We start from the raw sequence: 19430 nt of genomic DNA on the forward strand, positions 1-19430 counted from the left end.
AAAAGGGCCTTCTGTATCTCCCATTTCGCCTTTCCTCCCCAGCTGTCCCACTGGCTACTGCTCAAATCGACGACAAAAACAACATCCTGATAATTGAACACCCCCTCTTTCCCCGTGGCCGTCCCTTCCGGCGGGATGACTTTGAGGCGCGCCTGCCCCATGAAAACGGGAACCGAGTCGGAGGCCTGTACCCCCTCGAAGGTGGCCCCTTTAACCTTAAGGACATACTTGCCGGAGGGGAGATCGGCCGTGTTCCATGTGAATGTGTACGGGGCGCTCCCCCATTCATGCAGTTTCTCGCTTCCGAGATAAAGAGTAACTGTTTGAAACAGCGCCGACTCCCCCACTGCCACCTCAACGGTTGTTTCAACCGGCAGATATTCTCCCAGCGTCGGCCGGACAAATTCAAGCCCGTGGGCCAGACCCTGGCTGGAGCCCCCCTCCTCCATGGGGGTCTCGACGGCCGTGTCAGACGGGGGAGCGGTGGTTGTTTTCGAAGTCTCTTTGACCGCCGTTTCGTCATGCATCACGGGAGGGAGAATCGCCGAAAGGAGATAGAGAGGAGGCTTTTCCTCTTCGGGGGGGGCTGTTTTCAGGTTCCATTTGGTTATTTTTTTCTCATCCAGAGACAACTCAAAGTCCGATTTATCGAGAAAAAAAACCGGAAAACCGTCCGGATTGACCACAGAGAGGGTGTAGTGTGATTCATCGCTTGTCCTGGAATGCTCCCCCGTTTTTTTAAGCTCCATCCGGTAGCGTTCGACCGTGTCTTTATCCCTGAAGACATCGAAATTTGTGGTCTTCAATTCCAAAAGTGCGCCGTCAACATCGGTCTGCGTGAGGCCGATCCCCCGTCTTTCCTCCAGAAAAAAATCAAGGAGGGTCGGCACGCCGTTTTTCTGCATAACCCCCCATCCCAAAACCGCCGAGAAAAGGAGAACCGGAATATTGAGACCGAGCCAGCCGGTGGAACGCCCTGTTCTGAAGTTGGATGGAAGAAAAAAGGCCCCGAGGCTGAAGATGAAAAAAAGGGGGATAAAAAGGGTCGGCGCGACAAAAACCGGCTGGAGATAGATTGTCGGAAGTCCCCTGAAAACACCGGTCCCCAGCCATGCCGCCTCCAGGGCAAGCCCCTCCAGACGGTTGAAAATAAAACCGGCGAGGCCATACGCCGCTAAAACGAAAAAAAATCCCTTCAGCCCCCGCGCGCGCGGAGTGACAAAAAGGATCAACGCCAGTTCAAAGGCCAAAACGCCGATCCAGACATGGTTGAAAATATAGGCCGGCGCCTTTCCCAAAAAAGTAAAAAAGGAGGGATCGGTTGTCGGATAAAAAAAGACCTGACCCCCCAAAAGGCCAAGAAGGGCCAAAAGGGGAAACCCGACAAACCAGGCGGGGCTCCACCGCATGGGGATGGAAACAATACTCAAAAAAAGGGCGGCGCCGAGTGTTACGGCAAACACGAAGGGAAATGTCCGGGACTCCTCAAACGCGCGCAAAAAACTCACGGTGAGGAGATAGACAAGCCAGACACCGGCAATGGCGACCACCAGACGGGAGACGAGAAAACCGATCCGGGTCAGGCTCCCCATGTCGGAAGCGGGAAGCCAAATGCCGGCAAAACGGCTGTTCGCGGAGGCAAAAACCGGGGGGGGCTTTGACGCGAGGGGGGGGCCACCTTCCTTTTTGGCTGGAGACGGTTTCTTTTTGAGGAAATTTTTAAGAAACGAAAAGGGGCTCCCGCTTTTCTCGGCGGGATGGGAGCCCGTGTCGACGCGAATTTCGGTTTTGGTCGCCTCGCGGCCGAGCGATTTGATACCCCCCCGGGTCCGATCCAGCTCTTCCGGCACATCCGCTGATTTCTCTTCTTTGTCCGCCATTCACCTTAACTTTTTTTATCTTTCTTTCCAAAAATGCCTCTTAAGCCCAGCCGACCGAGCAACGTCTTTTTCTTCCGCAGGAGATCGTCCACCGATTCTTCGGACGAAGGGACGGCGCCGCCGGCGTTTGGTTTTGCCGCCTCCTCTTTGTCCCTGTGCGACAATCTGGAGATATCGATATCGATCATGGTCTTCCCCATCTCCCCCTCGTTATCGGTTTTTTTATCCTCTTCGGGCATGATTTTGTATGTTTATCATACATTGACAAAGGGGAAAAGGCGAATCTAGAATAAAATTTGCATCTTTTCAAAAGATTGGTTAAGAGGACTTTAAAATGGTCGAAAGCGACAGCAATCCTCCCCCCAAAAAATCGCCCCTGCGAAAGAAGGTGGTCGACTTAAAAGCGGTGGCCGCCCTTCTTGAAGAGAGCGACGGAAGAGACGCCGTCTCAAGGGAAACGGCAATGAAAGAGGCGGCCCCCCAAGCCGGGTCAGCCTCCCAGCCGGGGTCTGGCCCCCAGGCCGGGGAGGGGACAGCGCCACTGGCGGCCCCCCAGGCCGGGTCGGCCCCCTCCTCCAAGCCGGTCCTTCAGCCGAATGAGGAGCTCATCCAGGCCACCTCCCGCATCAAAACCCAGCGCGACCTTATCAAAAGGCGCTTCCAAAAAATGGAGCAGAACCGGGACAAGGTCACCAAAGGCGTCTTCGACAAGGTCTACCGCGACTACGCCATGCAGTTGGACGCGATCAACAAACTGCTGGGCGAAAAAAAGGCCCTCCTTCACCGGGAGCTCAAAAACCTCTATACCCGCCGTGAAAAACAGGATCTGGACATGACCCGGCACAAGGAAATCCTCGAAGAGGCCCGCTTCCGCCATTATCTCGATGAATACAGCGAGGCCCAGTTCAAGGAGGTGGAGGAATACGAAACCAGGGAGATCAGGCAACTTCAGGGGGAGCTGGCGCAGATCCAGTCGTTCATCAAACTCCACGAAGAACTTTTTGACCCCGAGGATCTGGGCTTTGCGCCCACGGGGGGAGGGTCCCGGGGCATGGAATCCAGGACCGAGATGAGGAGAGTAGCGGCGCCACCGGCGCCGGCAACGCCACTGGCGCCGGCAACGCCACGGCTAGGGACAGGACCCCGGCCGGATATGGATGACTGGGCCGAAAAAACCCCCCTTCCCGAAAAAGCGGCTGTGCCAGCCCCCAGCCGAGCTTCGGCTACCAGCCGGGCTCCGGCCGGTGAAGAGATGGCCCGTATTTTGCCGTCAGCCGACGCCGGGGAAGACTCCGTTTTTGCCCTCCCCCCCGAGGGGTTCGGCCCGGAGGGGTTGGCCCCCGATGAGCCGGGATATTTTTCAGCCGAGGCCCCTGCAAAAGCAGGCGAGCCGGAATCGATCTTCGATGTCTTTGAAAAAATGCCGCTGGGAGCCGAGGTATCGTCAACGGAACCAAAGGGGGGGATGGAGACCGCCCAACCGGTTTCGGGTCGCCACTCGAAGGGGATATGGACATACCGGACTTTGAGATGAAAGACAATGTCTCCATCGGCCGATCGCCGTCAAACGACCTTGTCCTGACGGCCCCCAAGGTTTCCCGCCAGCACGCGGCCATCAACAAGTACAAGGATCAGTACATCATCATCGACCTCAAAAGCTCCAACGGCGTCTACGTCAACGGCCGGAAAGTGGACGAACATGTCCTCATGGAAGGGGACCAGATCTCCGTCGGCGGCTACAAATTCGTGTTTCAGAAGATTTAATGGTGAGCGAGCGTCGGATTGATTCCGCGCGAGCGAACGGGGGGAGGGTTCCCAAGTCGCGCCGCCAGTGGCGGATGAAGCGACTTGGGAGCGGAGTTGTGATTCCGCCCCCACCTCACTCGGACCAGTGGCGTTCGGTGGGTCCCCGGGGCGCCAGCGGCAAAGCCCCCGATTTAATGCGCCTCGGCCCAGTTATTCCCGACTCCGATGTCCACTTTTAATGCCACTTCGCAGGGGAGCGCCTCCTCCATTTCCTTTTTGACAAAACAGGAAACCGTCTCGACTTCATTCTCCGGCACTTCAAAGATCAGTTCGTCGTGAACCTGCATGATCATCCGCGCACGCGATTGAGAAGAGAGTTTGCGGTCGATTTGAATCATCGCTACCTTGATGAGGTCGGCCGCCGATCCCTGAAAGATGGTGTTGAAGGCGGCCCTTTCGGCATTGGACCGCAGATTCAAGTTTTTGCTGTTGATCTCCGGCACAAGGCGTTTGCGACCCTGCCATGTGCGAACCATGCCTGTTTTTTTGGCGTCATTGAAAACCTTTTCCCGGTATTCGGAAACGGCGGGATAGAGGCGGTAGAATTCGTCGATATATTTTTTTGCGGTGCCGGCGGGGATTCCCAACTGGTTGGAAAGCCCGAAAGGGCTCTGACCGTAGATGATGCCGAAATTGACCGTCTTGGCGGTTGACCTCTGCTCGGAGGTTACCTCCCCCTCTTTCATGCCAAAAATTTTCGCCGCCGTCATCCGGTGGATGTCCTTGTTTTCCGCAAAGGCCTCTTGTAAATTTTTGTCTCCCGAAAAGGCGGCCAGGAGACGCAGTTCAATCTGCGAATAATCGGCCGAAAGAATTTTCCAGCCGGAAGGGGCGATAAAGGCCTGCCGAATCCTCTTTCCCTCCTCCGTCCGGATGGGAATGTTTTGAAGATTGGGGTCGCTGGAGCTCAAGCGTCCCGTGGCTGTGACCGTCTGGTTGTAACTGGTGTGAATTCGGCCGGTTTTGGGGTGGATCAGATTTCTCAACTGATCGACATACGTCGATTTCAGCTTCGAGAGAATCCGGTAGTCGGCCAAAAGGCGGGGCACCGGATGGAGCGGGGCCAGATCGGTCAGCACCTCCACGTCGGTGGAATAGCCGGTCTTTGTTTTTCTCTGACGCGGAAGCAGAAGTTTTCCAAACAGGACTTCCGCCACCTGCTTGGGGGAGTTGAGGTTGAATTCCACCCCTGCGTTTTCAAACACCTCTTTCTGCAGGCGGTCCATCTTATCCGAAAACTCGCGATCGAGTTGCGCCAGAAGAGAAGTGTCAACAAGGACACCGTGCGTTTCCATCCGGAAGAGGACATCGACCAGCGGGATTTCGATTTTTTCGTAGCAGTCCCTGAGTTCCTCTTTTTTTAAAAGTGGATGAAGTTTGGAAACAAGCTGGAATGTCACATCGGCATCTTCGGCCGCATACCGGCAGGCGGTTTCAACATCCACCGAATCGAATGTTTTTCCCCGGCCTACCACTTCGCTGAATTTGAGCGTTTCGGTGTCGAGATATTCGCGGGCCAGATGGTCGAGGTTGTGGGCCGATTCGGGGTTCAACAGATAGCTTGCAATCAGCGTGTCCCCTTTTAAACCCCGCACCTCGATCCCTTCCCCTGAAAGCACCTCCATGTCGTACTTGGCGTTCTGGCCGAATTTGGGAATTTTCGGATCGGCAAAAAGCGGTTTGAGTCGATCCAAAACACTCTTTTTCGGCAGTTGGTCGGGACAGCCGAGATAGGAATGGGCCAACGGAATGTAGCACGCAGATCCTGAGGTATCGGAGAGGCTCAATCCCACCAGCCGGGCGCGCAGGGGATCGACGGATGTGGTTTCGGTATCGAAACAAAAACCTTCTTTGGTTTTTCTGAGACGGTTGATCCAGCGCGACAAATCCTTTTCACTCAAGATAAGTTCGTATTCCCCTTTAGCCTCTTTCTTTTCCTCAACATGTTTTTTTTCCTCTTGTGCCGATTCGGAAACAAGCCGGGTAAATTCCATCTCCCGGTAGAATTCGTTGAGACGATCCTGCCCGGGTTGCGGCAATTCAAAATAATCCCAATCGAGTTTTAGAGGTACATCGGAATGAAGGGTTACCAGTCTTTTCGACATCAGGGCATCGCTTTTGCCGTTCGCCAGATTTTCACCCAATTTTCCCTTTATCTCCGTCGCATGTTCGAGAACCTCCTCGAGGCTTCCATACTCCTGAATCAGCTTGATGGCCGTCTTCTCACCCACCCCCCCGACCCCCGGCACATTGTCGGAAGCATCCCCCGCAACCACTTTTTCGGGGCCGACGCCGAAGCGTTCTTCCACCTCTTTTGTCGTAATCAACTTCTCTTTCATCGAGTCGTACATCGTGACCCCCGAGCCCACCAACTGCATCAGATCCTTGTCGGCGGAGACGATGACAATCACCATTCCTTCCTTCCGGTATTTCTTCACCAGCGTGGCGATGATGTCGTCGGCCTCATAGCCGGGCACTTCCGCGCGGGGAAGCGGCCAGGCCTCGACAAATGCCTTGATGTGGTCGAATTGAACCGGCAGATCCTCCGGCGGAACCTCGCGGTTGGCCTTGTATTGCGGGTAAATTTCCTTGCGGTGCGTGGGAGAAGGCGAATCGAAGGCAAGGATGAGATGGTCCGGTTTTTTTTCGCGAACGAGTTTTAAAAGCATCGTCACCACGCCGTAGGTGGCGTTGGTGGGGATCCCCTTCGAGGTCTTAAGGGCGCGAATGGCGTAGTAGGCGCGAAAGATATAGGAGGAGATGTCGACAAGGTAGAGGGTTTTGGAAGACATGGGGCCAAATGTCAAATGTCAAAGGCCAAATGTCGAAGGTCGAAGGTAAACTTTTGACTTTTGACCATACGGCGCTTATATATTTTCAACCGTCATGCCGCAACCCAAAATCACCCTCGCCACCTGGATCACCATCAGCCGTTTTTTTCTGGTGCCGGTCTTCCTCTGGCTCTTCACGGTCGAGCGCTACCTTTTAGCCGTGATTGCGGCTTCTATCGCCGGTTTCACCGATTTTCTGGACGGATTTCTGGCCCGCCGGCTCAATATGCGCTCGCGTCTCGGTTCCCTGCTCGATCCGGCGGCCGATAAATTTCTCATGCTGTTGAGCCTGATCGTTCTGACGCGGCTCAAAATGGTCCCCGTGTGGCTTACCGCCGTTGTCATTGGGCGCGACCTGATGATCACCGTGGGCGTCATCGTCCTCAATCTGATGAAAATAAGGCTCTACTACAAGCCGACGCGGTTTTCCAAAATGACAACGTTCGCGCAGATTACGGTTCTGGTTTTGTCGTTTCTGGAGGTCTTTATTCAGAAAAAGATATTTGAGTGGCCCTACGGCTCCCCCTCGTTTGTGGGGCAGTTGCAATATATTTTTGTCTACATCGCCGGGGTCTTGACCGCAATCACCGCCGGACAGTACGCCTACATCGGGTACAAATTTTATCGCTTCGGGGAGAGGAAGGGTTAAGGGATAATCATGACGGTGGAAATCATTTCGAGCTTCAGAAAATCGGAGTCCGCTGTAACAAGATGGGCCCCGGTTTCAAGAACACTTGCGGCAATCCAGAGATCGTTTGCGGAAATCGGCGTTCCCTTCTTCTTAAGGTATTGGTGGATAACCGAATAGCGTTCGGATGTTTCTTCGCTTATGGAATGGACCGTTACCGAATCACGGCCTAAAAATTCCCTCAATTCCCGGCGGTTCTGCTGTTTATATTTGCCGCCGTCAAAGCCGGCCAAGAGTTCACCAATGACAATCGGATTGACAAACAAACGGTCCGCCTTCCTGATTTCTTCGATGACTTGGGAGTTGTTTCTTTTGAACTCGGAATAGCCCGAAGTATCGAGAAAAATGATCCGCATCAACGCCACATCTCCCAATCGATTTTCCGGATTTCCTTCAGTTTTTTCATGAAATCCCGCGTCCGCTTCTTGTCCCAGGTTCCCGCCAGATCGAGCAGTTCGGCGCAATGGCCGTCGGCCGATTTTTGACGCGGCGGGAGCAGATGTTCCAAAAGGACCTGGTTCAGACTTAGGCTCTTTTGCCGCGCCTCCCGTTTGAGTTCTTTGAGATAGTCGCGCGGAATTCCCCGGAGGGTAATCTGGTCAAACGATTTTTGACTCATTTTATGACTCATACTGACTCTAGTATAGAATCAGAATGACGATCCGTCAATCCCTAAAACATGAACCGCCGCATGCTGACGTTTAAAAGAATCCCGATACCGATCCAGTTGGTCATCAGGGCCGAGCCGCCGTAGGAAAAAAACGGGAGCGGCACCCCGGTGAGCGGCATCAACCCGAGGACCCCCCCCAGATTGATCACCATGTGCCAGAAAAAGAGCGCGCATATCCCCACACTCAAGAAAAAGCTGAAGACATCGTGCGCGCGGGAGGCCACCTCCAGCCCGAAAAACAAAAGGAGGCCATAGGAGATCAACACAACCAGCGACCCAAGAAATCCCCATTCTTCCGCCAAAACCGGAAAGATAAAATCGGTGTGTCGCTCGGGGATAAAATGGAGCTTGTGCGTTTTCCCCTTGAGATACCCCTTTCCGGAAAAACCGCCGGAGCCGACGGCGATTTTGGATTGGACCAGATGATACCCCGCGCCTCTGCGGTCCATCTCCGGATTCAGGAAGGTGGCGATGCGGTTTTTCTGGTAGGGCGAAAGAAAAAAGAAATAGGCCGCCGTCGCCGTGATCACAAAAAGGGCGAGAAGAGAGACAACGACCTGCCAGCGGACGCCGCGAACGAGAACCATCGTTCCAAAAATAAGGCCGAAAAAAAGGCTCGAACCCAGATCGCCCTGAAAAATCACCAGCGCGGTAGGAAAAAGAAACAGAAGAAAAGGGGGCGCCAGTTCGCGAAAGGAGGCCCCGCCGGGGGCGCTCCGGACTGTTGTCAGATAACGGGAGAGTCCGAAAATAAGCCCCAATTTGGCGATCTCGGTAGGTTGAAGCGAAACCGGTCCGAAGGTCAGCCAACTCTGATGCCCCGATACCTTCCGTCCCATCACGAGGACAAGAACCAGCAAAAAAGCGGTGGCCCCGTAAAAAACATAGCTCATCGCGTGGTAATGACGGTAGTGGATGGAAAAGACAACCAGGAGGCTTCCTGCCCCGATCGCCGACCAGACAATCTGGGCTTTAAAATATGAGGTCTGGGAACCGACGTCAAAGGTGGAGGTAGCGCTATACAGATTGAAAAGTCCCATGGCGGACAGGAGAACAGTCACGATTAACAGGGGCCAGTTGAAATGGGTGATGAGTCTGCGGTCGAACATTATACTTGGGGCCCTTTCGGCCCGTTTGTTGCTATTCGCATCATGGATTTCGCCCGCCACGAAGTATTGGCGGGCCAAACCCCGCGCTCACAACTGGCCCACAAAGGCAAGCTTTGCTTGCCTGCGTAGCAAAGTCGCAGACTTTGCGGAGTCAAATAGCCAGATTGTTCGCTTTGTTATCTTTATTCTTTTCCCCGATCATCCGTAACCGGCATAATCTTCCCCAAATAGGCGTCGATCACGCCTTGAGCCACGGGGGCGGCGGCGCCGGAGCCGCTTCCGCCGTTTTCCACAATGACCGCCACGGCGATCTTCGGGTCGTCGTAGGGGGCATAGGCGACAAACCAGCCGTGAGGAAGCGTCCGGCCTGAGGCTACGATGCCGGTGTCGTGGCCGATCACCTGCGCGGTCCCCGTTTTACCCGCGATTTTATAAGGGCTTGCCGCAAGGCGGGTGGCCGTTCCCGCCCCATGCACCACATCGATGACCCCTTGCTGAACGAGCTTGAGATTTTCCGGCGGAAGAACAGGAGACCCCGGTTCGGCCCTGATTTCGCGGACGCGCTCGCGCGCCGGATTAAGCACTGCCTTTCCCAGATGAGGCTTGAGCGGCCGGCCTCCGTTGGCCAGCATGCCGACCATGACCGACGCCTGAAGCGGCGTCAAAAGATCGTACCCCTGGCCGATGGCGATCGAGAGCGTTTCGCTGTCGATCCACGGCTGATTGTAACGCCTCATCTTCCATTCCGAACTGGGGATCAGCCCGGGTTGTTCGAAGGCGATTTCAATTCCGGTCTTTTGTCCCAGCCCGAACAAACGGGCCTGTTGAGACAGCCCGTCCACCCCCGCCTTCAGGCCCATGTTGTAGAAATAGACATCGCACGACTGGGCAATGCCGCGCAAGAGGGAGACCGCCCCATGCCCCCCCTTGTTCCAGCACTTGAAAAACCGGTTTCCAAACTGCAGGCCGCCGCCGCATCCAAAAGTGGTCTGGGGGGTCACCTTTCCCGAGGCGAGCCCTGCCATGGCCGTGACGATCTTGTAGATGGAGCCGGGGGGATAGGCCGCCTGAATGGCGCGGTTGTACAGGTATTTGTCGGGATCGAGATTGATTTTTTGCCAGTAGGGCTTGTCGATTTTTTTGGTGATCCGGTTTCCGTTGTAGCCGGGAGAGCTGAAGAGGACCAGAAGCTCTCCCGTATTCGGATCCAGCGCCACGACCGCCCCCCTCTTCCCCTCAAAAAAAGAGGCCGCCGCGGTTTGCGCGTCGTAGTCGAGCGTCGTCACCAGATGGTTTCCGTCCACCGGGGCAAAGCTGGCCTGTTCCCGCAGAAGATCGATTTCGGCGCTCCCCCTGATTTCGGTGCCGCGCGCGTCCACCACCCGCGCCTTCATCCCGTCTTCACCCCGCAGATCCAGATCGTAGGCTCCTTCGACGCCAGAGGCCCCCATGAGATCGCCGCGCGAATAGCGGTCGGGATATTTTTCCCGAAAGGCCTCAAGGGTCTTCTTGTCGATCTCTTTCAGGTAACCCAGGACATGCGAAAAAAGTTCGGGATAGAGATAGACCCGCAACGGGCTCGCCCGCACCTCTACCCCTTCGAGATAATAGGTTGCCTCCGCGTCGTATTCCGGACGCTGGTATTCGCGGATTTTCGCCACCCACTCGTAAGGGGCGTCGGGAACGAGAACCACCGGCAAAAACGGCGGCTCCCCGCGCGCGTTTTCCAGTTTCTGTTCGATCTCCTCCGCCGGCAGTGGAATCAGGCGGGTCAGCGATTCGATGGTTTCCACACGATTGCGCAGATCCTGCGGAATGATGTCGATCTCAAAATAGGGGCGGTTGTCCGCCAGGACTTTTCCATTGCGGTCGAGAATGAGACCCCTGCGGGCCCGCAGTTCCTCCTCGCGGACCGAAATCTGCTCGGACAGCGTCTGATACTCTTTCCCTTTCATCACCTGCAGATAAAAGAGACGGACCAGCACGATCAGAATAAAGGCTGATACGACAATCAGAACAATGGAAATTTTGTTCTGAAGCGACGAGACATCTTCTTCGCGATACATATTATTTGGGGCCCCGAAGGCCCTTTAGGGATACTACTCGTGTTAATCTTATGTTTTGTCGGGCCTTCGATAGCCCCAAACCCCGCGCCTCGCACCGGCAAAGCCGGATGCTCGGCTTTCTTTTTCTTGCCCTGCCGCCTAAAAATATTTCCTCTGTTTGCTTTTCACCTGATAGAAATCGGCGCCGGTCAGATGGGCGCGCCGGCGCGAAAAGAGGCCCATCCAGAGGTCATGCGTGAAATCAAGCAGGATAAAAAGCGGGAAACTCAAAAATCCGTTGAAGACCGCCTGAACCGGCGCAATCACCCAGAAAGAGGCGCTGGCGGCGAAGGCCCCCTCCGGATCGAAGACAAAGCCGGTGATCAGCCGGCCGATAAACGAAAAGAGAACAACCCAGAACGCCTTGGTGACATAGGCCTCTGAGAGGATCTGGTCCAAAAGAAGGTGGATGCCGGTGAAAAGGAGGAGATTGGCCAGAATAATGAACCCGTGGGGGACAAGGGTGAAGGTTTCGGCGATAAAGGAAACCAGAACCACGGCGATAAGTCCCCGTATGAACGAGTACTGGAAAACGAGATAGATCACAAAAACGGTGATAAAGCCGAATTCGAGATCCCCTCCGGGGATGGGAAGACGGAAGGCCAGTTGGCCGTTGAAGAGAAACCAGAACCAGAGGAGGGCAAAGAGGATGTCCATTTATTTCTTTTCCGTCAAAATCACCACCTCTTCCAGCTTGCCGAAATCCACGGCGGGAAGGACGCCGGACGACTGAAAGAGGTCGTTTTCCTTTTGCGCCACATCGATGACGCTCCCCACCGGAATGCCGGGGGGATAGATCGCCCCGAAACCGGAGGTGATCAAGAGGTCCCCCTTGCGGATCTCGTCGCCGAGATTCAGGAATTCCAGATGGGTCAAAAAGGGATAGCGCTTCAGTTCGACCCCCCGGCCCGACCCCACCACCAGCGCCCGCACGCGCGTGGCCTCATCGATCACGTCCACGGCAAAATGCGGATCGACCAGCAGAAGAACCTGCGACATCGAAGGAAAGACCTTGACGATTCTCCCCACCAGCCCCTCCAGCGTCAAAACCGGGCAATCGACGGCGATCCCCTGCGAGGAACCTGCAGAGACCCACATCGTCTGGGATACAGCATAGGGATCGTAGCCGGTCACCTTCGCCTTCACCCCGGCTCCGCCGAGGAGGCCCGCCTTTTGGGAGAGAAGTTCCTCGCGGTCCTGCGAGCGCAGACGTTCCTTGAGAGACAGAATCTCCAGGTCTTTGAGTCTTATTTCCTCCTTGAGCCGGACATTCTCTTTTTTCGCCCCCACCACGGCGAAATAATTCGACCATCCATTTTCGACAAAATCAACGGCATGGTCGACAAGGCCCTGTACCGGCCCAAACAGGGAGACAATCAGGCGGTCGACAAAACCGGCGCCAGTGGCGCTGCCACTGGGAGAGGCAACCTGTGGCCGGTCTCTGCGGACATTAAGGAGAACGACAAAGAGGACAATCAACAGGAGGGCCAGAAACGCGCGGCGTTTGAAAGACATCTTTTGCTGTGTAATTTGTTAGCTCAAGGCAATATCCCGCAAAACATTCAATTCATCCAGCGCTTTTCCGGAGCCGAGCACGACACAGGACAGCGGATCTTCCGCGACCGTGACGGGAAGCCCCGTTTCTTCGTGGATGAGTTTGTCGAGGCCGCGAAGGAGGGCCCCGCCGCCAGCCAGAACAATCCCCTTGTCGACGATGTCGCCCGCAAGTTCGGGAGGGGTCCGCTCGAGGGTGGTTTTGATCGCCTCGACGATAGAATGGACCGGCTCGGCGATCGCCTCGCGCACCTCGTCGGAATTGACCTGAAGAATCCGCGGAATTCCGTTGACCAGGTCGCGCCCTTTTATCTCCATCATCTTTGGTTCAGTATCGGGGTAGGCGTTGCCGATGGAAATTTTGATCAGTTCGGCCGTCCGCTCGCCGATCAACAGGTTGTAGTTGCGCTTGATGTGCTGGACGATCGCCTCGTCCATTTTGTCGCCCGCCACGCGGACCGATTTGCTGTAGACAATGCCGGCCAGCGAGATGACCGCCACCTCGGTGGTGCCGCCGCCGATGTCGACGATCATGTTGCCGGACGGTTCGGTGATGGGGAGTCCCGCGCCGATGGCGGCGGCCATCGGCTCCTCGATGAGATAAACCTCCCGCGCCCCGGCTGACTCGGCCGATTCGCGGACCGCCCGCTTTTCCACCTCGGTGACGCCGTATGGGACGCAGATGATGATCCGCGGCCGCACCAATGTCTTCCGGTTGTGCGCCTTGCGGATAAAATAGCGGAGCATCGCCTCGGTGATTTCAAAATCGGCGATGACGCCGTCCTTCATGGGGCGGATCGCCTCGATGTTTGTCGGCGTCCGCCCCAGCATTTCCTTGGCCTCCTTGCCGACGGCCAGCACTTTTTTTTGCCCCCGCCCCTCGCGGCGGACGGCCACCACCGAAGGTTCGGACGAAACGATCCCCTTTCCCTTCACGTAGATGAGTGTATTGGCGGTTCCCAGATCGATGGCGAGATCGTTGGAAAACAGGCCGAGGATGGAATCGAAAATCATCCACACGACGGTATCAAACCCCGCATTTTCAGGCAAGAATTATTGCATTGCGGCAGGCTCCGAATTTGGAGTATAAAATCCGGTTGCATGCTGGATATCCTGCGCAAAAAGGCCTCTTCGTGGATCACCAAGTTTCTTCTGGGTTTGATCGCCGTGGTCTTTGCCGTTTTCTTCGGCTACACCGGGCTTCAAAAAAGTAGCCCCAACGCCGCGGTGGCGGGCCTTGTCAACGGCGAACCGATTTTCCAGAACGAGGTCGATCAGCTTGTCCAGAACCAGACGGAATCCTGGCGGCAAAAAAACAAGGAAGAAATCCCCGACTCGCTCTTACCCCAAGTGCGGCAGGCCGCCGTTAATTTTCTGGTAGAGGACCGCATCATCCGGGATGCGGCAAAAAAACTGGGGATGAGGGTTTCGGAGGGTGAAGTTTACAAAAAACTCTCCACCGATCCCAATCTGGCAAAGGACGGCAAATTCAACGCGGAACACTACAAAACGGTCTTCCGCCCCTGGTTTTTGAACCGGACGGGAGTCGACTACGAGGAAATCTTGCGGCGCGAAATCCTGAAGGAAAAGTTCACCTCCCTCTTCGAACGCGCCGTTTACGTTTCCGACGAGGATTTGAAAAACCGTTACCGGGCGGAGCATCTTAAAATCAGGGTCAAGAGCGTGGAGATCAACCCCTCCAAACTGGCCACGGGCGACAAATCGTCGGGGGAGGAAATGAAAAAGCGGGCCGACGCCCTCGCGGAAGAATTTTGGCCTCTTTTTTTGAAGGGAAAATCCATCGCGGGCAGATTAAAGGCGAACAATCTTTCCGAAACGGAAAGCGGTCTTGTGGGGATTGCCGAGGCAGGCTCGCTTTTTGGGGGAGCGTTTGACGCCGAGGCGGTTTCCACCCTCTTTCGGTTGACCAAAAAAAATCCTTATCCCCCCTCCCCCTTAAAAGTCGGCCCATCGACCTGGCTCGTCAGGCTCATCTCCCGCGAGGAGGCCGATCTCACAGCCCTCGAAAAAAACAGGGACGAGGAACTGAAAAAATATAAAAGCGGGATGGGGGACCGCTTCTATCGCAGTTGGTATATGGCGGAGCGGGATAAGGCGAAGATTAAAATCAATGAACAGCCCTAGGCTTCCCCACTTCCCCTTCATCGATGAACTGATCCGCCGCGGGGGGGAGGTTTACCTCGTGGGGGGAAACGTCCGCGATCACTTTCTTAAAATCGAACACAACGACTACGACCTGCTGGTCCGGAAAATCCCCTATGCCGTTCTTGTCGATCTCCTTAAAAAACGGGGAAAGACCGCCACTGTGGGAAAGACTTTCGGAGTCATCAAATTCACGCCCGAACAAACGGGCGTTCCCGCCTTTGACATCGCCCTCCCCCGGATTGAAAAATCCACCGGCGCCGGGCACCGTGATTTTCAGGTCGATTTCGATCCGGAGCTTGCCGTGGAGCGCGATCTCGCCCGCAGGGATTTTACCATCAACGCCATGGCGTTGAATCTCGCCACGGAAGAACTGGTCGATCCGTTCGGCGGAAAAAAAGATCTGGAAGGGCGAATCTTGAGACAGGTCTTTCTGGAGGCGTTTGTGGAAGATCCGCTTCGCTTGATGCGGGGTGTGCAGTTTACCGCCCGTTTTGAGCTTAAACCCGACCCCGGCACCCTCGACGCCATGAAAAAACATGCCCCTCTCATTTCCACCGTCTCGCGGGAAAGGATTATCGAGGAAATTCGCAAGCTCCTTTTGGCTCGCTACCCTTCAATCGGGTTTGATCTCATGCGGGAGACGGGGCTTCTACCGATTGTCTTCCCTTTTGTGGACAGGATGATCGGCGTTCTTCAGCCGATGAAGGAAAACGAGGATGTCTACCTTCATACCATGAAGGTGCTGGATGCGGCGCGGTCGTGCCCGGATTTGGACGAGCCCGGAAACATGGACATCATGTTTTCGGCCCTCCTCCACGACGCGGGTAAGCCGGCGACTCGGGGCTACGATCCGGTCAAAAAGCAAACCACCTTTTACAGCCATCAGCTTGTCTCCAAAAAAATAGCGCGACGGTGGCTCAATGAATTCAAGGCGACCTGCATCGGGCTGGACATCGACCGGATATTGAACCTCGTCGAAAACCACATGTTCGAGACCAAGCATTATTACACCGACCGGGCGATCCGGAGGTTTATCAACAAAATCGGCCCGGACAACATTTTCAGGCTGATTGACTTGAGAATCGCCGACCGGCAGGGGGGAAAATTCCCCCGGAGCCTGAAGGGGGTCTATCGCCTCCGCGAAAAAATCAGGGAGGAGCTGGAAAAGAAACCCCCCTTCGGCCCGCGCGATCTGGCGGTGAACGGCCACGACATTATGAAACTCGGGTTCAAGGCGGGACCGATTATCGGAAAGATACAAAAATTTCTGGTGGAAAAAGTTCTGGACGAGCCGGAGTTGAACGAGAAGGAAAAATTGATTGAACTGATAAAAAAGAATTTTCCCCATGAAAAAAAAGAAAACTAAAGCGGAAACAGCCGAAGAAAAAGGGGACAAGGCGTACGCAAAGAAAAAATACGCCCGCGCGCTTGGGCATTACCGCAAGGCCCAAAAATCAAATCCGGGCAATGCCGCCATTTATGAGAAACTGGTCAATGCCCACAGGCAAAAGCCGGGAGAGTGGACCGAGGCCGATTTTGCCGAAAGCCTTGAGTGGACCATGAAGAAGCAGGAGCTTGAAAATCCGTCACTCAAAAAAGTTCATGAACGGCTCGATCCGGATAAAGCAAAGGCGGCCCTTTTGGAAATTCTCTCAAATCTGAAGAAATTGGTGAAAAATCCCCCCCAGCCCCCCTTTTCCAAAGGGGGGAGTTCTGATTCCCCCCCTTTAACAAAGGGGGGTGAGGGGGGATTTAAAAAATGAAAATTATCGGCCTCACCGGCGGGATCGCCTCGGGAAAATCGACCGTCGCCTCGATGATTGCGGGCGAGGGGATCCCCGTTGTGTGCGCGGATGAACTGGCCCGTCTTGCTGTCGATCCGGGGAAACCGGCCTATAAAAAAATCGTCAGGGCCTTCGGCCGGACTATTCTGAACAGGGACACATCGATCAACCGCGCCCGTCTGGGCGCCGTCGTTTTCACCTCGTCCGCAAAGCGAAAAAAACTTGAACGCATCGTCCATCCGGAGGTGATCCGGGAGCTGAAAAGATCCATTCAAAAGTTGAGACGGAGGGGAAAAAAGATTGTTGTCCTCGACATCCCCCTGTTGTTCGAGGAAAGGCTCGACCGGTTGTGCGACAAGGCGATCATCGTTTACGCGCCGGAAAAAGAGATGAGACAACGGTTGAGGGAGCGGAATGCCTTAAGCTCCGGCGAAATAGAAAGCCGCATCGCGTCGCAACTGCCGATTGAGGAGAAAAGAAAACGGGCCGACATTGTCATCGACAATTCCGGCCCTCTCTCCAAAACCCGTCTGCAGGTTCAAAAACTACTTCACCAATGGTTTAGAATTTAACCCAACGCCCGATTCCGAGGTGTAAAACATGTTCACCCCCTCGGTTGAATAACGGCACTGGACCGCTTCGGCTTGGATTTCCTCGGCACAATAAGGGCATTTTTTCATGGTTTGCTCTGTTACTTGTTTCTGGTCCGTTGCCTGCCCCCTCCAGAGGCGGGCACGGCGCCGGTCGTTTGGAGGGTCAGGACCTGACCCCATGGTTTTTTCCTTGAATCGGAAGTAATTTATATTATAATGTAACTACAATGTTGTTTTCATGGGATCCGGCCAAGGCCTGGGTCAACGTCAAAAAACACGGGGTTTCTTTTGAGTTGGCCCAGACGGTTTTTGACGATCCCCTGCATGCCTCGGTTCTGGACAAAAGGCATCATCGGGAGGAAAGATGGGTAACCTTGGGGCTTTCCGCCGCCGCGCACATTTTGGTTGTTGTTCATACTTACAGTGTCGTTAAGGGAACGGAAATGATACGGATCATTTCCGCCCGCAAAGCGACGCGAAGGGAGAAAAGGCAATATGAAGAAGGAATATGATTTTTCAAAATCGGTGAGGGGGAAATTTTATCGGCCGAAAAAAGTCCAAAAAACCATCCGCCTGGACAAGGAGGTTATCGGCTACTATCAAAAGATGGCCAGAAAAAACGGCATTCCCTATCAGACAATCATCAATCTCACGCTCAAGAAATTCATGGCCGAAAAAGGGGGCATCTTTCTCAAGGCGGCATGAAGCCGGTTTTGTTTCATTTTTATTTCTGGTCCGTTGCCTGCCCGCCGGCCTGTCCGCCCATGTTTGTCCTTGCGACCGGGCCGGTTTCAAAGAGACAAACCGCTCCCGGATAAGATGAAAACTTGGCCCGATTTTCGATTGGCTCAAAAGTGAAAAGTGAATATTTGACCCCTTCTATAAAATCAGGCGGCTATCTCATGGGCTGTTTTCCACAATCGGGAATCATGATAGGCGTGCCAGAGATCGTAATTCTGCTGGAGGTTAAGCCATAATTCCGGAGTGGTCCTAAACGCCTTCGAAAGCCGCAAGGCCATGTCGGGGGTAACAGCCCCTCGCTCATTCACAATCTTGGAGAGCGTCTTGCGGGAGATTCTCAAGGCCTCCGCAACTTGCGCGACACTTAAGGATAAAGGTTCCAGGTAGTGCCTTTTTAAAATCCCTCCCGGGTGTGTCGGGGATCTCTTTTTAATCCGTCCCATAGCCATATCCTCCTAATGATAATCGACATAATCCACAGCTTCGGCGTTCCCTTCTTGAAACGAGAAAGTGACGCGCCAATTTCCGGAAACCTCCACGGCCCACCAGCCTTTCCTATCCCCTTTGAGCGGGTGGAGGCCCGAGCCTGGGAAATTCATGTCTTCGACAGCCTTCGCCGCATGGAGCCGGTCGAGTATGTCCGCCAGCTTCCGGGCGTGCTTGGGCTGGATTCCTTTCTTCGATCCATCGTAGAAAAAATTCTCCAGCCCTTTGTGCCGGAAGCTTTTGATCACTGAAATAAAGTGTAACCTATTGGGTTACGGACGTCAAATTGTTTTTACTTCTTGGTCCGTTGCCCACCCGCCGTAGTCCCGAGCCTGTCGAGGGGCGAAGGAGGGTCAGGACCTGATCCTATGGTTTTTTTTCTTGGCGCACAAAGACTTGACACAATGTATATGCAATGTACAACGACGCATGGCCCCAGGTTTTACGATTGACATCTATGTCTCGGATATGAGACACTACTCATGAAACAGGCGATTTTTCATTTTAAAGCATGCTCCATGAAGAAACATAAAGCCATTGTTGCAAGAAATGCCGCCGAACTTGCGAAGGTTCTCGGTCTTTCTCCCGCCGACGGTGTCGAAATGGAAATCCGCAGTGATTTAAACGACAAGATTATCCAAATCGTCGAAAAAAACGGTCTTACCCATGCCCATGTTGCCAAATTGGCCGGCACGTCGCGAACGCGCATGACCGCCATCCTGAATCGAAATACCTATCAAGTTTCAACGGACTTGCTGTTGAGAATTCTCGCCGGCTTGGGGGTTCGGCCAAAAATCAGTTTTTCCAAAGCCGCATAGGGACCATTCAAAGAGATAAACTACTCCTGGATAAGATAAAGATTTGGCCCGGTTTTCCTTTTTTTTCTATTCGAAGAGGACGACCCATCGCGGCGTCATCTGGTAACACCTGTCCACCGTCCGCCCGCTCCAAAGGAGCCCCTCCTCGAAGAGGCCCCTTTGGGGTTGGGGCCGTAGTCCCGAGCCTGTCGAGGGACGG

Annotated in this window: 22 protein-coding genes; 10 read left to right on the forward strand and 12 right to left on the reverse strand. The window is 54.5% G+C overall.

Translation table 11 applies throughout. From position 1 onward, the window contains the following. On the reverse strand, nt 1-1880 hold a 1880-nt coding region (locus HYU99_03775), incomplete at its 3' end, for an Ig-like domain-containing protein (GenBank protein ID MBI2339475.1). 5 nt (nt 1881-1885) lie between these two features. After that, nucleotides 1886-2119: a hypothetical protein gene (locus tag HYU99_03780; protein ID MBI2339476.1), complete on the reverse strand. Its 234-nt coding sequence runs from the start codon at nt 2117-2119 to the stop codon at nt 1886-1888. Between the two features lie 95 nt (nt 2120-2214). Here HYU99_03780 and HYU99_03785 point away from each other — a divergent pair, with 95 nt between their 5' ends. Next, nucleotides 2215-3414 carry a DUF4200 domain-containing protein gene (locus HYU99_03785; protein ID MBI2339477.1) on the forward strand — a complete coding sequence of 400 codons (1200 nt, stop codon included), beginning with the start codon at nt 2215-2217 and terminating at the stop codon, nt 3412-3414. Next, nucleotides 3411-3644, forward strand: coding sequence for an FHA domain-containing protein (locus HYU99_03790; protein MBI2339478.1), 234 nt, complete (start codon nt 3411-3413; stop codon nt 3642-3644). The genes HYU99_03785 and HYU99_03790 overlap by 4 nt, the downstream gene beginning before the upstream one ends. 173 nt (nt 3645-3817) lie before the next feature. Here the strand turns inward: HYU99_03790 and polA are convergent, their stop codons facing one another. After that, the gene (gene polA / locus HYU99_03795; GenBank protein ID MBI2339479.1) at nt 3818-6478 is read right to left on the reverse strand and encodes a DNA polymerase I; all 2661 of its coding nucleotides are present in this window, start codon (nt 6476-6478) and stop codon (nt 3818-3820) included. Nucleotides 6479-6572: 94 nt separating this feature from the next. Between polA and HYU99_03800 the strand changes: the two genes are divergently transcribed. Then, on the forward strand, nt 6573-7166 hold the full coding sequence (locus HYU99_03800; GenBank protein MBI2339480.1) for a CDP-alcohol phosphatidyltransferase family protein: 594 nt from the start codon (nt 6573-6575) through the stop codon (nt 7164-7166). Here the strand turns inward: HYU99_03800 and HYU99_03805 are convergent. From HYU99_03805 to HYU99_03835, 7 genes are all read right to left on the reverse strand, one after another. Continuing rightward, nucleotides 7163-7561: a type II toxin-antitoxin system VapC family toxin gene (locus HYU99_03805; protein MBI2339481.1), complete on the reverse strand. Its 399-nt coding sequence runs from the start codon at nt 7559-7561 to the stop codon at nt 7163-7165. The genes HYU99_03800 and HYU99_03805 overlap by 4 nt on opposite strands. Then, a complete protein-coding gene (locus HYU99_03810; protein MBI2339482.1) occupies nt 7561-7836 on the reverse strand; it encodes a hypothetical protein in 276 nt (91 codons plus the stop codon). The genes HYU99_03805 and HYU99_03810 overlap by 1 nt, the downstream gene beginning before the upstream one ends. A gap of 41 nt (nt 7837-7877) precedes the next feature. Next, on the reverse strand, nt 7878-8984 hold the full coding sequence (gene rodA / locus HYU99_03815) for a rod shape-determining protein RodA (protein ID MBI2339483.1): 1107 nt from the start codon (nt 8982-8984) through the stop codon (nt 7878-7880). Between the two features lie 182 nt (nt 8985-9166). Next, nucleotides 9167-11050 carry a penicillin-binding protein 2 gene (gene mrdA, locus HYU99_03820; GenBank protein ID MBI2339484.1) on the reverse strand — a complete coding sequence of 628 codons (1884 nt, stop codon included), beginning with the start codon at nt 11048-11050 and terminating at the stop codon, nt 9167-9169. A 138-nt stretch (nt 11051-11188) separates the two neighbouring features. Further along, entirely contained in the window at nt 11189-11746 is a 558-nt protein-coding gene (locus tag HYU99_03825) for a hypothetical protein (GenBank protein ID MBI2339485.1), read from the reverse strand. After that, nucleotides 11747-12604, reverse strand: a complete 858-nt coding sequence (gene mreC, locus HYU99_03830; GenBank protein MBI2339486.1) for a rod shape-determining protein MreC — start codon at nt 12602-12604, stop codon at nt 11747-11749. A gap of 18 nt (nt 12605-12622) precedes the next feature. Continuing rightward, nucleotides 12623-13657, reverse strand: coding sequence for a rod shape-determining protein (locus HYU99_03835; GenBank protein ID MBI2339487.1), 1035 nt, complete (start codon nt 13655-13657; stop codon nt 12623-12625). An 87-nt stretch (nt 13658-13744) separates the two neighbouring features. Here HYU99_03835 and HYU99_03840 point away from each other — a divergent pair, with 87 nt between their 5' ends. The 6 genes from HYU99_03840 to HYU99_03865 all read left to right on the forward strand — a co-directional run bounded on the left by HYU99_03840 (nt 13745) and on the right by HYU99_03865 (nt 17891). Next, nucleotides 13745-14788, forward strand: coding sequence for a SurA N-terminal domain-containing protein (locus HYU99_03840; GenBank protein MBI2339488.1), 1044 nt, complete (start codon nt 13745-13747; stop codon nt 14786-14788). Then, on the forward strand, nt 14775-16175 hold the full coding sequence (locus tag HYU99_03845) for an HD domain-containing protein (protein MBI2339489.1): 1401 nt from the start codon (nt 14775-14777) through the stop codon (nt 16173-16175). Before HYU99_03840 ends, HYU99_03845 begins: the two co-directional genes overlap by 14 nt. Then, nucleotides 16156-16572, forward strand: a complete 417-nt coding sequence (locus HYU99_03850) for a hypothetical protein (protein MBI2339490.1) — start codon at nt 16156-16158, stop codon at nt 16570-16572. The genes HYU99_03845 and HYU99_03850 overlap by 20 nt, the downstream gene beginning before the upstream one ends. Next, complete coding sequence (locus tag HYU99_03855) at nt 16569-17165, forward strand: dephospho-CoA kinase (protein MBI2339491.1); 597 nt, start codon at nt 16569-16571, stop codon at nt 17163-17165. The genes HYU99_03850 and HYU99_03855 overlap by 4 nt, the downstream gene beginning before the upstream one ends. A 248-nt stretch (nt 17166-17413) precedes the next feature. Next, complete coding sequence (locus HYU99_03860; GenBank protein ID MBI2339492.1) at nt 17414-17698, forward strand: BrnT family toxin; 285 nt, start codon at nt 17414-17416, stop codon at nt 17696-17698. Next, on the forward strand, nt 17682-17891 hold the full coding sequence (locus tag HYU99_03865) for a BrnA antitoxin family protein (protein ID MBI2339493.1): 210 nt from the start codon (nt 17682-17684) through the stop codon (nt 17889-17891). Before HYU99_03860 ends, HYU99_03865 begins: the two co-directional genes overlap by 17 nt. A gap of 182 nt (nt 17892-18073) precedes the next feature. On the opposite strand, the gene HYU99_03870 is transcribed toward HYU99_03865, so the two are convergent. Together HYU99_03870 and HYU99_03875 are read right to left on the reverse strand one after the other, a co-directional pair. Next, the gene (locus HYU99_03870; GenBank protein ID MBI2339494.1) at nt 18074-18370 is read right to left on the reverse strand and encodes a HigA family addiction module antidote protein; all 297 of its coding nucleotides are present in this window, start codon (nt 18368-18370) and stop codon (nt 18074-18076) included. 12 nt (nt 18371-18382) lie between these two features. Beyond that, nucleotides 18383-18661 (reverse strand): type II toxin-antitoxin system RelE/ParE family toxin, encoded by a 279-nt coding sequence (locus HYU99_03875; protein ID MBI2339495.1) that lies wholly within the window; start codon nt 18659-18661, stop codon nt 18383-18385. Between the two features lie 270 nt (nt 18662-18931). On the opposite strand from HYU99_03875, the gene HYU99_03880 reads away from it, so the two are divergent. Then, on the forward strand, nt 18932-19231 hold the full coding sequence (locus tag HYU99_03880; GenBank protein ID MBI2339496.1) for an XRE family transcriptional regulator: 300 nt from the start codon (nt 18932-18934) through the stop codon (nt 19229-19231). Nucleotides 19232-19430 lie beyond the last annotated feature (199 nt).

The organism is Deltaproteobacteria bacterium (assembly GCA_016183175.1).
Taxonomy (GTDB): domain Bacteria; phylum UBA10199; class UBA10199; order UBA10199; family SBBF01; genus JACPFC01.

Coding starts and splice junctions, on each gene's coding strand:
- HYU99_03870 (MBI2339494.1), bottom strand. CDS start 18,370: ATGGGACGGATTAAAAAGAGATCCCCGACACACCCGGGAGGGATTTTA.
- HYU99_03800 (MBI2339480.1), top strand. CDS start 6,573: ATGCCGCAACCCAAAATCACCCTCGCCACCTGGATCACCATCAGCCGT.
- HYU99_03845 (MBI2339489.1), top strand. CDS start 14,775: ATGAACAGCCCTAGGCTTCCCCACTTCCCCTTCATCGATGAACTGATC.
- HYU99_03835 (MBI2339487.1), bottom strand. CDS start 13,657: ATGATTTTCGATTCCATCCTCGGCCTGTTTTCCAACGATCTCGCCATC.
- HYU99_03825 (MBI2339485.1), bottom strand. CDS start 11,746: ATGGACATCCTCTTTGCCCTCCTCTGGTTCTGGTTTCTCTTCAACGGC.
- mreC (MBI2339486.1), bottom strand. CDS start 12,604: ATGTCTTTCAAACGCCGCGCGTTTCTGGCCCTCCTGTTGATTGTCCTC.
- rodA (MBI2339483.1), bottom strand. CDS start 8,984: ATGTTCGACCGCAGACTCATCACCCATTTCAACTGGCCCCTGTTAATC.
- HYU99_03865 (MBI2339493.1), top strand. CDS start 17,682: ATGAAGAAGGAATATGATTTTTCAAAATCGGTGAGGGGGAAATTTTAT.
- HYU99_03785 (MBI2339477.1), top strand. CDS start 2,215: ATGGTCGAAAGCGACAGCAATCCTCCCCCCAAAAAATCGCCCCTGCGA.
- mrdA (MBI2339484.1), bottom strand. CDS start 11,050: ATGTATCGCGAAGAAGATGTCTCGTCGCTTCAGAACAAAATTTCCATT.
- HYU99_03855 (MBI2339491.1), top strand. CDS start 16,569: ATGAAAATTATCGGCCTCACCGGCGGGATCGCCTCGGGAAAATCGACC.
- HYU99_03860 (MBI2339492.1), top strand. CDS start 17,414: ATGTTGTTTTCATGGGATCCGGCCAAGGCCTGGGTCAACGTCAAAAAA.
- HYU99_03790 (MBI2339478.1), top strand. CDS start 3,411: ATGAAAGACAATGTCTCCATCGGCCGATCGCCGTCAAACGACCTTGTC.
- polA (MBI2339479.1), bottom strand. CDS start 6,478: ATGTCTTCCAAAACCCTCTACCTTGTCGACATCTCCTCCTATATCTTT.
- HYU99_03780 (MBI2339476.1), bottom strand. CDS start 2,119: ATGCCCGAAGAGGATAAAAAAACCGATAACGAGGGGGAGATGGGGAAG.
- HYU99_03880 (MBI2339496.1), top strand. CDS start 18,932: ATGAAGAAACATAAAGCCATTGTTGCAAGAAATGCCGCCGAACTTGCG.
- HYU99_03850 (MBI2339490.1), top strand. CDS start 16,156: ATGAAAAAAAAGAAAACTAAAGCGGAAACAGCCGAAGAAAAAGGGGAC.
- HYU99_03810 (MBI2339482.1), bottom strand. CDS start 7,836: ATGAGTCATAAAATGAGTCAAAAATCGTTTGACCAGATTACCCTCCGG.
- HYU99_03805 (MBI2339481.1), bottom strand. CDS start 7,561: ATGCGGATCATTTTTCTCGATACTTCGGGCTATTCCGAGTTCAAAAGA.
- HYU99_03840 (MBI2339488.1), top strand. CDS start 13,745: ATGCTGGATATCCTGCGCAAAAAGGCCTCTTCGTGGATCACCAAGTTT.